This is a genomic window from Paenibacillus sp. NRS-1781 (genome assembly GCF_050467745.1).
Classification (GTDB): Bacteria; Bacillota; Bacilli; order Paenibacillales; family Paenibacillaceae; genus Paenibacillus; species Paenibacillus terrae_A.
The window spans coordinates 70663-82743 of sequence record NZ_JBITPI010000035.1; the positions used below are offsets into that span (position 1 = coordinate 70663).

General features: G+C 46.7%; 11 protein-coding genes. 10 read left to right on the plus strand and 1 reads right to left on the minus strand.

All coding sequences use genetic code 11. The features are described from left to right. The first annotated feature begins 109 nt into the window (after positions 1 to 109). From ACIFO6_RS13540 to ACIFO6_RS13575, 8 genes are all read left to right on the plus strand, one after another. Positions 110 to 913, plus strand: coding sequence for an MBL fold metallo-hydrolase (locus tag ACIFO6_RS13540; protein WP_430041165.1), 804 nt, complete (start codon positions 110 to 112; stop codon positions 911 to 913). 137 nt (positions 914 to 1050) lie between these two features. Further along, positions 1051 to 2070, plus strand: a complete 1020-nt coding sequence (locus ACIFO6_RS13545; protein ID WP_430041166.1) for an aldose 1-epimerase — start codon at positions 1051 to 1053, stop codon at positions 2068 to 2070. A gap of 128 nt (positions 2071 to 2198) precedes the next feature. Further along, positions 2199 to 2909, plus strand: coding sequence for a FadR/GntR family transcriptional regulator (locus tag ACIFO6_RS13550; protein ID WP_430041167.1), 711 nt, complete (start codon positions 2199 to 2201; stop codon positions 2907 to 2909). Positions 2910 to 3008: 99 nt separating this feature from the next. Next, on the plus strand, positions 3009 to 4553 hold the full coding sequence (locus ACIFO6_RS13555; protein ID WP_430041168.1) for a 2-isopropylmalate synthase: 1545 nt from the start codon (positions 3009 to 3011) through the stop codon (positions 4551 to 4553). A 160-nt stretch (positions 4554 to 4713) separates the two neighbouring features. Continuing rightward, positions 4714 to 6102, plus strand: coding sequence for a class II fumarate hydratase (gene fumC / locus ACIFO6_RS13560; protein WP_430041169.1), 1389 nt, complete (start codon positions 4714 to 4716; stop codon positions 6100 to 6102). Between the two features lie 110 nt (positions 6103 to 6212). Further along, positions 6213 to 6578 (plus strand): cupin domain-containing protein, encoded by a 366-nt coding sequence (locus tag ACIFO6_RS13565; protein ID WP_430041171.1) that lies wholly within the window; start codon positions 6213 to 6215, stop codon positions 6576 to 6578. Between the two features lie 339 nt (positions 6579 to 6917). Then, complete coding sequence (locus ACIFO6_RS13570) at positions 6918 to 8384, plus strand: potassium/proton antiporter (protein WP_430041172.1); 1467 nt, start codon at positions 6918 to 6920, stop codon at positions 8382 to 8384. A 311-nt stretch (positions 8385 to 8695) separates the two neighbouring features. Next, entirely contained in the window at positions 8696 to 9817 is a 1122-nt protein-coding gene (locus ACIFO6_RS13575; protein ID WP_430041173.1) for a phosphodiester glycosidase family protein, read from the plus strand. 71 nt (positions 9818 to 9888) lie between these two features. Here ACIFO6_RS13575 and ACIFO6_RS13580 read toward each other — a convergent pair whose 3' ends face one another. Next, entirely contained in the window at positions 9889 to 10428 is a 540-nt protein-coding gene (locus ACIFO6_RS13580; RefSeq protein ID WP_134914680.1) for a helix-turn-helix domain-containing protein, read from the minus strand. Positions 10429 to 10699: 271 nt separating this feature from the next. Here ACIFO6_RS13580 and ACIFO6_RS13585 point away from each other — a divergent pair, with 271 nt between their 5' ends. Further along, the gene (locus ACIFO6_RS13585; protein ID WP_430041174.1) at positions 10700 to 11113 is read left to right on the plus strand and encodes a DoxX family protein; all 414 of its coding nucleotides are present in this window, start codon (positions 10700 to 10702) and stop codon (positions 11111 to 11113) included. Between the two features lie 48 nt (positions 11114 to 11161). Further along, the gene (locus ACIFO6_RS13590; protein ID WP_430041175.1) at positions 11162 to 12031 is read left to right on the plus strand and encodes a VOC family protein; all 870 of its coding nucleotides are present in this window, start codon (positions 11162 to 11164) and stop codon (positions 12029 to 12031) included. Positions 12032 to 12081: the final 50 nt, after the last annotated feature.

Here is a 12081-nt window from a genome sequence, read left to right on the forward strand (position 1 = left end):
AAGCGGATTATATTTAGCAGTGTCCGCATAATGCATAATCTGCCGACATGGGGGAAGCCTATAGGTCGATAATGACAGCAAATTCCATGTGAATGGGGAGGATGACGGTTTGGCAAATCATCTGTTCACCGAAGGAATGACGGCAAATGAAGAGGTTGCTCCCGATCTTCTGAGCTTACGGACGCTGTTTGTAAATGTGTGTTTTATCGGGGAGCCGGGAAGTCGATCCTGGGTACTGGTGGATACGGGGATGGCGGGGTTTACAGACTCGATTATTCGCTTGGCTGAGGAACGGTTCGCTGGCCCTCCCGTTGCTATTGTGCTCACTCATGGGCATTTTGATCATGTGGGATCGGTCATTGAGTTGGTTCAGCATTGGGGTACCCCTGTGTATGCGCACCCGCTGGAGCTTCCTTACTTGACAGGGATGAAGGATTACCAACAACCTGATCCCAGTGTGGATGGAGGTCTGCTGTCGAGCGTTTCCTTTTTATATCCCAATGATGCTATTGATCTGGATGATCGCATCACCCGTCTGCCAGAGGATGGAAGTGTGCCCGGTGCGCCTGGTTGGAAGTGGCTGCATACACCTGGACATACGCCGGGTCACATATCTCTTTTTCATGAACGCAGACGGTTGCTGGTAGCCGGAGATGCTTTTATTACCGTAAAACAGGAATCGGCGCTGGCGGTTATTTTACAGGAAAAAGAAATACACGGTCCGCCTGCATATTTTACGACAGATTGGCAGGCTGCGCAGCGGTCAGTAGAACTGCTGTCCGGTTTAAAGTCGGAGATCGCCGTAACGGGGCACGGTCACTACATGCAGGGAAATGAGCTGACGAGCCAGTTGGAACGACTTGTGGAGGATTTTGAGCACACGGCTGTACCCAATCAGGGGCGCTATGTGTAGCGGTTTGGAAAGGACGATGCCTTACGGGGCATCGTTTTTTTTGTGTTGGCATGGAATTTTTTTGCTCAGCGTGGTATAGTCAAGCCAAAAGCTAAACGCTTTCATTTATCATCGTCATTCATCAAGGAGGATTTTTGATGACACATCAGCATGCTGCAATTGGTGACCTTTATTATGGAATACCAGCGATTCGCCTTAAATTCGGGCGTTATGAAGCGGTAGCCCTGCCGGGAAACGGCGCAAATCTGATTTCTTTTCGTGACAATGAGACGGGATATTCATTTCTTCGTGAGCCGGAAGCTGACAGCATAGAGGCTTTTAAACAAAGTCCGTCAGTCTATGGGATTCCTTTCCTGTATCCTCCGAATCGGTATGAGGATGGCAAATTTCTGTGGAATGGAGTTACATATGAACTGCCCATCAATGAAACGGCCACCCACAACCATTTGCACGGTTTTTTACACACCGTCCGGTGGGAGGTTGAGGACTACGGATCTGGAGAACAGGGCAGCTATGTGGTAATGAATCAGCATGTGAGGGAAGGACATCCCATGTTCCGCTATTTGCCGTTCACCTTTACCATCAAGCTGACGTACAGCCTGGACGAATTTGGACTGCATCAGCGTTATGTGATCCACAACGAGGATGATCAGCCGATTCCAAACCTGTTTGCCTTTCACACGGCGATTCGGGTTCCGTTCGTACCGGATAGTTCACCGGAAGACTACAAAATTAAGGTTACTATCGGTGAGCGCAGGGAGCTGACAGAGCGGTTGTTAGCCACAGGACAGTTCCAGCCATTGTCGCCGGAAGAGGAACTGCTGAAGACAACGGGAGTAAGTCCTTATTTTGCCTCCATGGATAATCATTACACGGCAGCTCCGCAAAATGGACGCAACTATATGGAGCTGACACACAGCAAGACAGGCGCTACTCTCGTATACGATGTAGGCACGGCCTATAAGCATTGGATGATCTGGAATAACAAAGCGAACAAGGAATTCATCTGTCCTGAGCCGCAAATGAACATGATCAATGCACCGAATCGTCCGGACTTGCCTGCGGAGGAGATCGGGTTGATCGCACTTGCTCCAGGCCATATTTTTGAAGCAACCAGCCGTTTATATTGTGTCACACCTGCACGTTCGAAATCCTAGCCTATATTTTATCGAAATAAGCCTGTATCGTATCCACGGTGCGGGCTTTATTTTGTTGAAGGGAACATGAAAAACAGGTTGCAGGATGGCAAGCCGCTATAGTATGATACGAAACAGGAGATGATCAGATGAATCAGGAAATGGTGCCTTTTCAAGCCGTCAAACGCAAGCAAATCGCCGATGAAGTGGCTGAACAGCTGCAACGAAAAATAGCTGCTGGTGAATGGGATGTGGGTACAAAAATTCCGACAGAGCCTGAGCTAATGAAGCTTTTTGGAGTAGGACGTTCCACGGTGCGTGAAGCGGTCAGCGTTCTCGTACATGCCGGTCTATTAGAGAAAAAACAAGGACACGGAACCTTTGTCAGCCAACCGACAACTTCCCAGGAGCCTCTGGATTACCGACTGAGTCGCGCTGAAATTATTGAGGTCTATGAGGTGCGGAGTGTGTTGGAGCTGGAAATTGCCAGACTGGCTGCTTTACGCCGTAAGGATGAGGATTTACGCTTGATGCGCGAGGCGCTGGACCGTCGTGCTGTGACATTGGCCGCTGGAGATTTGAACGGGTATCTGGATGCGGATATCACTTTTCACTTGGCTGTTGCCGGAGCTACACGTAATAAGGTGCTCACGGATGTATATCGCAGCTTTGTAGAGGCGATTCGGAAGGCGCTGAAAAATCTCGTAACTGATCCGGCGATGAAAAATCCTTTTACACTTCAGCATGAGAAAATATATGAAGCGATTCGCGATCAGGATGCCAAAGCTGCTGAGCTGTACAGCATTCAGCATTTGGACGGCACCAAGCTGGAGCTGCAAAAGCATATGGAACATTCATAATTTTTTTAATCTTAAACATCAGATGATCATATGAATTAAATGATTCGTAAATCTTTTATATCGACCATCTCCTAAAATAAAACCAAAGGTGGGTTCTGTATGCGCAAAATATGGGTGTTGGACACAACGTTAAGAGATGGAGAACAAGCACCAGGAGTAAGCCTGACCAGCACAGAAAAGGTGGAAATTGCCCTTCAATTGCAAAAATTGGGCGTGGATCGGATTGAAACTGGTTTTCCGGCTACCTCGCCAGGTGAGATATTCAGCATGCAGGAGATTGCCAAACAGGTTACTAATTCAACCTTGGTTGGTTTTGCTCGTTCGAAAGAGCAGGATATAGATGCGGTCAGAGAGGCGCTGCGGGGAGCGGAAGATGCTTGTCTTCATCTGTTTCTGGCTACCTCACCCATTCACCGCCAGCACAAGCTGCGAATGGACAAGACGAAGGTACTGGAGACCGCAGCCGCAGCCATTCGTTATGGGCGCAAGTATTTTGACAAGGTAGAATTTTCGGCGGAGGATGCCAGCCGTACCGAGCTGGATTTTATTTGCGAGGTCGTGGATATGGCGATCCGTGCTGGAGCAACAGTCGTCAATCTGCCGGACACAGTGGGTTATGCTTCGCCGGATCAGTTCGGTGAAATGTTCAGAATCGTAAAAGCCCAAGTGCCCGGCATTGAAAAAATACAGCTCAGCACCCACTGTCATGATGATCTCGGCATGGCAACAGCTAACACACTCGCGGCCATCCGTAATGGTGTAGACCAATTTGAAGGCACAATCAATGGTATCGGGGAACGTGCCGGAAATACACCGGTGGAGGAGGTCGCGCTCGCTCTTGATACGAGACCTGAGCTGTATGACGCAAAAACGGATCTCGTTCTGGAGGAATTTTATGCTACCAGTCGTCTGGTGAGCAAACGAACCGGGATGCCGGTACCGGGGAACAAGGCTATAGTTGGAGCCAATGCTTTTGCCCACGAGTCCGGTATACACCAGGACGGGATGCTTAAGGAGCGTACAACGTATGAGATCGTGCTCCCCGAGCGCATCGGCTTGAAGACAAGTAAGCTTGTACTTGGCAAGCACTCAGGTCGGCATGCGTTCAAGGAAAAGCTGGCGGACATGGGGTTTGATGTTTTGACAGAGGAGCAGCTTCAGGAGGCGTTCCGAAAATTCAAAGCCTTGACGGACAAGAAAAAGCAGGTGCTGGATGAAGATCTGCTCGTCCTGATGGATGAGAGTCGCAGTCCCTTGCCTCAAATTTACACGCTGGATTCCATCCAGGTATCCTATGGCAATCAGTCGGTTCCAGTAGCGTCTATTCGACTGATTACACAGGATGGAACAGCTATTGATGAAGTGGCGATGGGCAACGGCTCCGTCGATGCAATTTTTCATGCTATAGACAAGGCAAGCAGTGAAGAAGTGGAGTTGGAGGATTATTCGATCCAATCTGTAACGTACGGTAAGGATGCACTGGGTGAAGTGCATGCTGTTCTGAGACAAGGAGAGTACAGCGCCCGCGGAAGAGGCGCAAGTACAGATATTTTAGAAGCCAGCGCCAAAGCTTACATCGACGCGCTGAATAAGCTACTCGGTAGAAAAGAAGTTCGCACTAAAGGCAATATCACCATTAGCTGAACCCAGGAGACTTGCCTGTAGTTAACGATACATTTCTCCTCTGGCCTAATCGTAAAAGAGCGCTTGCAAAATATATGATAACCTTTGAAATTTAATGTATAATAGGCAAGGAAGTCACCATATTTTGTCTGAATTACATAGGCCAAGAGGAGGAAATGAGTTGAACTACCGCATCGAAAAAGATACATTGGGTGAAATCAAGGTACCGGCAGATCGTCTGTGGGGAGCGCAAACACAGCGCAGCAAGGAAAATTTCCCTATTGGCTCGGAGAAAATGCCATTAGAGGTTATTCAGGCTTTCGCAGTGCTCAAGAAGAGTGCAGCGATCAGCAATTTTAAGTTGGGCAAGCTGTCACAGGAGAAGCAGGACGCCATTATTTATGCGGCGGACGAAATTCTTGCTGGACGGGTGGATGACCATTTCCCATTGGTCGTATGGCAGACAGGAAGCGGTACACAATCCAATATGAATGTGAACGAAGTGATTGCTCATCTCGGAAGCCAGTGGCTGCAAGAGCAGGGACAGGATGTGAAGCTGCATCCCAATGACGATGTGAACATGTCGCAAAGCTCGAATGATACGTTTCCGACGGCGCTTCATGTAGCGGGTGTCATTGCAGTGGAGGATCACTTGCTGCCTGCTATAGATAAGCTGAAAGAAACCTTCCAGCAGAAGTCAGAGCAATTCAAGGACATTATTAAAATCGGACGTACTCATTTGCAGGATGCCACGCCGCTTACACTGGGTCAGGAAATCAGCGGCTGGTATGCCATGCTGGACAAAAGCAAGCGAATCATCACCGACACCGTTCAATATATGAAGGAGCTTGCGATTGGCGGTACAGCCGTGGGCACGGGTATTAACGCTCATCCGGAGTTCGGTGACCGAACCTCTGCGGAAATTTCCGGCTTCACTGGCAAAATGTTTACGTCCGCACCAAACAAATTCCATGCGCTGACGAGTCATGATGAAGTGGTTGCCGTACACGGAGCCGTTAAAGCTCTTGCTGCTGATTTGATGAAAATCGCCAATGATGTTCGCTGGCTGGCAAGTGGTCCGCGTAGCGGCTTGGGTGAAATCACGATTCCTGCTAACGAGCCTGGAAGCTCGATTATGCCGGGTAAGGTCAATCCGACCCAGAGTGAGGCACTTACGATGGTCGTAACGCAGGTTATGGGTAATGATGCAGCTATCGGCTTTGCTGCGAGTCAGGGCAATTTTGAGCTGAACGTGTTTAAGCCGGTCATTATTTATAATTTCCTGCAATCCGTGAATCTGCTAGCGGACTCAATTGTAGCCTTTAATGACAACTGTGCGGTCGGCATTGAGCCGGATCTCACTAAAATTGAGCATAATTTGAACAATTCGCTGATGCTGGTGACAGCATTAAATCCGTATATCGGATATGAAAATGCGGCTAAAATCGCCAAACTTGCGCATGCGGAAGGGCTGTCTCTCAAAGAAGCGGCTCTGCGTAGCGGACTACTGACTGAAGAGCAGTTCGACCAATATGTCGTACCGGCGAATATGATTCAGCCCAAAGCATAAAGCGTGGAGCTTTCGCAGCTTAAGCCTATAGAAAAATCAGCTGATAATTTAAAACGAATTTTGACAAAATTTCTTAATTTAAGATCAAAGAAAAAAGGTGAGGAATTTAAATGGACTATCATCCCATTAATCTAAACGAAAAGTTGTCGAAATTTACTGAGCATTGGTCTCCCAAAGTCATTGGTGAAATGAATGACTATCAGTTTAAGCTAGTCAAGATTCAAGGGGATTTTGTATGGCATAAACATAACGAGACTGATGAGGTATGTATAGTACTTGACGGGGAGATGGCCATTAAATTTCGTGATGGAGAGGTCAAACTATCAAAAGGAGAAATGTATGTGATACCAAAAGGAGTGGAGCATAAGACCTATGCTGAAAAGGAATCCCATATAATGCTGGTGGAACCAAGAGGTGTCGTCAATACTGGTGAAACAGAAGGCGAATTGACTGCTGAAAACGATGTATGGATTTAAACCGATAAGTTAGTAGTTTTCGAAAAGATTTGGGACCCCGCAAAATTGATCTTTAAGAAAAGGCACAATTTGTGGTGCAACACAGGTAGAAACAACCAATCTTTTTTCAAAATGCGCTCTTTCTGTTTGTAAATTTATGAAGGTCCTCAGTATTAATTTGATCAAAGTTTATTCAAAAGCAACACCAGCTCATGAAGTGCTATTCTAGCACAGACCGTGAGCTGTTTTTTTTAATTTTTAATTTTTTTTCATCTGGGATTAGTATTCTGCGTGATTTGAGGGTATATAGATAAAAGGCGAAAAAATGAACATTATTTTCAGGATAGGAGAAGCCGTCGTATGGAACAGACAACTGTTATTAATTTTATTGTGCTTTTGCTGTCCGGCTTGCTGCTGGTTGGCGTACTGACTACCAAATTTTCCAGTCGTTTCGGCATGCCTGCGCTCGTATTGTTTATTGCCGTCGGTATGGTGCTCAGTCAGTTTATTTATTTTGATAATGCGTTTATTACGCAGCTGGTGGGCATTCTCGCGCTAATCGTTATTTTGTTTGAAGGCGGGATGCAAACGAAATTTGCAGATGTTAAGCCAGTCATTCGGCCTGCGATGTCACTATCGACGCTTGGCGTCATTATTACAACGGTGGTCATTGGGATTTGCGCCAAGTTTATTTTAGGCGTGAGTTGGATGGAATCCATGCTGTTCGGAGCTATTGTAGGATCGACGGATGCGGCAGCAGTGTTTTCCGTTTTAGGTGGTAAAAACATCAAGAAACGAATTACGTCCACGCTGGAAGCGGAATCCGGAAGTAATGATCCGATGGCCGTTTTCCTGACGGTAACGTTGATTGAGCTGATACATCATCCTGAGCAATCCATTTGGGTACATATTTTGCTGTTTTTATGGGAAATGGGTTTTGGTCTGGTCGTTGGTTTTGTGCTCGGTCGCATAGCTGTATATGCCATTAATAAAATGAATTTTGGTTCATCCGGTCTGTATCCTGTGATGGCGCTGGCATTTGCAGTCTTAACGTATGCGGCCGCATCCTTACTGGAGGCAAGCGGCTTGCTGGCGGTATATGTCATGGCCATCGTGCTGGGTAATTCGGACCTGACCTACAAGCGGTCTATTATTCATTTTAACAACGGCTTCGCCTGGATGGTGCAAATCATGATGTTCGTCCTGCTCGGACTGTTGGTTTTTCCCGATCAGCTACTCGGCATTGCGTGGCAAAGCTTGGCGCTTTCCTTCATCCTGATGCTCGTAGCCCGTCCGATTGGCGTGTTCCTGAGCCTGCTTTTTTCCAGGTACTCTATACGAGAAAAGACGCTGTTATCCTGGGCAGGATTAAGGGGAGCGGTACCGATTGTACTGGCTACCTATCCACTGCTGGATAAAATGGATGTGGGGTCGCTGTTTTTCAATGTCGTATTCTTCGTCGTGCTTACCTCGGCCATTATACAAGGTACGACCATTTCGTGGCTGGCGGTGAAACTCGGCTTAATGGACCCTAACGAAACATCGTCGCCCTCGCTCCTGGAATTGGTATCTCTAGGCAAAACCACCTCGGAGATCAATCACATTCAGGTGCAGGAGGGGATGTCCATTGTGGGAACAGCGATTCAGGATATGCAGCTTCCCGATGACATTTTGTTCACCGCTATTATTCGAGAGGAGCAAATTATAGCTCCAAGAGGCACGACGGTGATTAAGCCGGGGGATACCTTGTATGTGCTTAGTCCGAAGCTCAAGCGCCAGCAAATGAAAGAACTGTTCATGCTGCTTGAACCGGAGGTCGCACCGTAAAAGGGATTGCAACGGCAACAAAACGGGTTACGACCAAGCGTGAAATTTAACGTAATTTTCCAAGCAGTCCTTCAGCTTCAGGTGGAGGGCTGTTTTATTGTGTTCTTTTTCGGTATGATGAATCTGTTAAAAAATTGACACTATCATTCTACAAAATTAGTTTATGATATTGTCGTTAGATGTCGCTGCCGATATGTTACCCTCTGAGGATCAGAATCAGCAGCATGGCTGTCCTGAACAACAAACCTTATTAACTCATAGAGAACGGGGTTATATTCAAGACAGAAGTCAGCATACAGGAGAGATGACGAATGAAATCGGAAGTCTTGCCACAGCGTGCAACAGCCCGCAGGCAGAAGAACAAAAAAAAGAAACGAAAAGGAAAATTCGGTCGCTTTATGACGCGGCTTTTTATTGTATTACTGCTCGCAGGAGTCGGGGGCGGTGCGTGGTTGTTTTTAACGCCATCTGGCAAGGACATGCGCTACTTGGCGGCGGATACGCTGATCACAACACAACATCGTCACTGGGCAAAATATTTTATTGGTGAGGTGGAGGCACAGAAGCGAGTGGCCGAATATTCGGCCCGTTTCGAGCAGATGGGCGAGGAGAAGGACCGACATACGATCAAGCTGCCTGATCTGACACCGACCAAGGTGCGGCAAACCCCGCTGGTTGAGGTAGAAGAGGTATCCGGTCGTAATTATCACGGCTATGTGATGACGGTGCATGACCCCACTAAAATCAGACTCGGGATTCCTGCCAAGGTAGGCAAAGGAGAAAGAGTATCCAGTATGGTAGAGCGTCTGGGAGCGGTTGCAGGCGTAAATGGCGGCGGCTTTGCCGATCCCAACTGGAATGGAAATGGCTTTAAGCCGATTGGCGTTGTTATTTCTCAGGGCCAGTTATATTACAATGATATGGGGAAAAATGCTTCTGCCCAAATCGTAGGGATTGATAAGCAGGGGAAAATGGTGGCCGGGCATTATTCGCTGTCCGAGCTGTCCAAAATGAATGTGCAAGAAGCGGTTACCTTCCAACCACGCTTGATCGTGAATGGTAAAGGTCTTATTCGTAATGCGAGCGAAGGCTGGGGAATTGCTCCCCGTACGGCAATGGGGCAGAGAGCAGACGGCGCGATTATTTTTGTGACCATCGACGGTCGTCAGCCGGGTTACAGCATCGGTGCCAATTTGTATGATATGCAAAATATTTTACTTAAACACGGAGCGGTTATCGGTGCTAATCTGGATGGTGGATCATCGACCGTGCTCGTCAAGGATCATGCCATTGTAAATAAACCTTCTTCTGAATACGGCGAGCGGTATTTACCGACAGCATTCCTCGTATTTGAGCATCCAGAGAACGTAAGTATCCCTAACATTTGGGAAGGTTTGAATCCTGGAGACATTGACGCTGCCAAGAAAAGATAGAGTTGGAATATAAAAAGCACGTATCTCGGAAGTGAAAAATGACTTCCCGGTACGCGCTTTTTTTGATTCTATTAAGCATCATTCTCTGCTTCGAGAAATACGGAGATCAGAATTCGTGCGTTGTTTTCTCCAATGTTTTTGGCATAATGCGGGATGGCTGCTCTCCAGCTAAAGGAATCTCCTGCTTCGAGGGTAGCCGAATCCTCACCTTGCTCCACATATACCGTGCCTTCCATAACAAAATGAATCTCATCGCCCGCATGAGCATGCTCTTCTTCCGTGGATGAGCCTGGCGGCATATCCACCAGCATCATTTTGACGTTACCCTGCCCTCCCAAATGGTCAACCTGAAGCTTATTTTTGCCATAGACCGTTTTGCGTCGTTCGTCCTTGCGAATCACCTGCATCCGTTCCTCTTCTTTGAGCAGCAGAAATGCCAGGGGCACCTTAAGTGCATTAGCGATGCTGTCCAATGTAGCAATGGAAGGGGAGGTTTTGTTGTTCTCCACTTGACTCATAAAGCCTTGAGATAATCCGGTTCGTTCGCATATTTGCTGGATGGATAAATTTTTACGTTTACGTGCGGCACGTATGTTGCAACCTATACCCATAGAAGACTCCTCCTTTAAGAAAATATAATCTATACTAAATTATTATTTATCATACCAAATATTTTATTGACAGACTATAGTTTCTTATGATAAATTCACATTACAAAATAATTATTCCTATTACTAATAATTTGAGTTTTAATCGTACTTATATAAGTTACAGCTTAGAGGAAGGTTATTTTATTTTTTAACCAAATTATTAGTAATATAAAATAATTATTAATATGTGCTCAAAACGGGTGCGAAAATTATTCAGAATGGAGAGATAAATATGGGTTCAGCAAGCAGAAACATTTCTACAATTATGCGGGTGGCGTTGGGTATCTTGTTTTTGGCGCACGGAATTGCTAAATTTCAAATGGGGTTAGGTAATGTAGCTGGCTGGTTTTCCAGTATAGGTGTTCCGGGATTTTTAGGTTATGCCGTTGCCGTAATTGAGTTAGTCGGAGGAATTGCTTTAATTCTTGGATTGCTTACCCGTTATGTATCTGGACTTTTTGTTATTGTATTGATCGGTGCGATTTTCACAGCAAAATTGTCCGGCGGTCTGATGGGTAATGGTCAGGGAGCAGGGTATGAGCTGGATATTGCCTTTATTCTGGTAGCATTGCATTTGGTATTTGCGCCGACGACTCGCTTGTCTCTGGATTCTTTGTTTAGTCGTCGTACCTCAACAGAACAGTAAATTATCATTAAGTGTAGTCCACAATCCACGTAGAAAGAGGCAAATCTCATGACAGCACATATTCATGACAACACCAGAATCGGGCAGGTTTCATTAAAGGTTAGTCACTTGCAGCGCTCTATTCAATTTTATACCGAGGTTGTTGGCTTTCAACTGCTGCGTCAAACGGCGGATACCGCTGAATTGACAGTCGACGGAAAGCACCCGCTGCTAACCCTTAAGTTTATTGAAAATGCAGTTATTCTCCCTCGCCAATCGGCAGCCGGATTGTATCACTTTGCTATTCTTGTACCGAATCGCGTTGCTTTGGGCCTGTCTCTGCGTAATCTGCTTGTTCATGAGATTGAAATCGGACAGGGGGACCATGATGTAAGTGAAGCACTGTATATCCATGATCCTGATAATAACGGGATTGAGATCTATGCAGATCGTCCCCGTGATCAGTGGAAGAAAGATACAGATGGGTATTACATTATGGGTACAGATCCTGTGGATGCAGAAGGCTTGGTCGCAATTTCCGAAAATGTACCTTGGCAGGGGCTGCTCGAAGGAACGGTAATTGGACACGTTCACTTCCATGTATCTAATTTGCTCAAGGCGCAGCAATTTTATTGCGAAGTGCTCGGATTTGACATTACATGCCGCTATGGCTCGTCTGCTTTGTTCGTATCCGCAGGGGGTTACCATCACCACATGGGCTTGAATATATGGGCAGGGGAAGAGGCGCTCCCAGCTCCCGATCATGCCTCAGGGTTGGATCATTTTGAGTTAATTGTGCCGGATCAAAAGGAACTGGAGGCCATTGCTGCCCGTTTGACTGCGGCAGGCTATGGAGTAGAAGAACGCGATGGTGCCAAATACGTGGCTGATCCGTTCCGCATTCATATCAAACTGGTTACCGACGGCCAAACTGTTTAACTTATCAGGTAAGTAAAAAAGGGTATTCCCGTAAGCCGCAAAGGCTGGGA

Excerpts from the sequence above, each read along its gene's own strand:
- ACIFO6_RS13565 (WP_430041171.1), top strand. The coding sequence starts at position 6,213 with ATGGACTATCATCCCATTAATCTAAACGAAAAGTTGTCGAAATTTACT.
- ACIFO6_RS13575 (WP_430041173.1), top strand. The coding sequence starts at position 8,696 with ATGAAATCGGAAGTCTTGCCACAGCGTGCAACAGCCCGCAGGCAGAAG.
- ACIFO6_RS13570 (WP_430041172.1), top strand. The coding sequence starts at position 6,918 with ATGGAACAGACAACTGTTATTAATTTTATTGTGCTTTTGCTGTCCGGC.
- ACIFO6_RS13555 (WP_430041168.1), top strand. The coding sequence starts at position 3,009 with ATGCGCAAAATATGGGTGTTGGACACAACGTTAAGAGATGGAGAACAA.
- ACIFO6_RS13550 (WP_430041167.1), top strand. The coding sequence starts at position 2,199 with ATGAATCAGGAAATGGTGCCTTTTCAAGCCGTCAAACGCAAGCAAATC.
- ACIFO6_RS13585 (WP_430041174.1), top strand. The coding sequence starts at position 10,700 with ATGGGTTCAGCAAGCAGAAACATTTCTACAATTATGCGGGTGGCGTTG.
- ACIFO6_RS13580 (WP_134914680.1), bottom strand. The coding sequence starts at position 10,428 with ATGGGTATAGGTTGCAACATACGTGCCGCACGTAAACGTAAAAATTTA.
- ACIFO6_RS13545 (WP_430041166.1), top strand. The coding sequence starts at position 1,051 with ATGACACATCAGCATGCTGCAATTGGTGACCTTTATTATGGAATACCA.
- ACIFO6_RS13590 (WP_430041175.1), top strand. The coding sequence starts at position 11,162 with ATGACAGCACATATTCATGACAACACCAGAATCGGGCAGGTTTCATTA.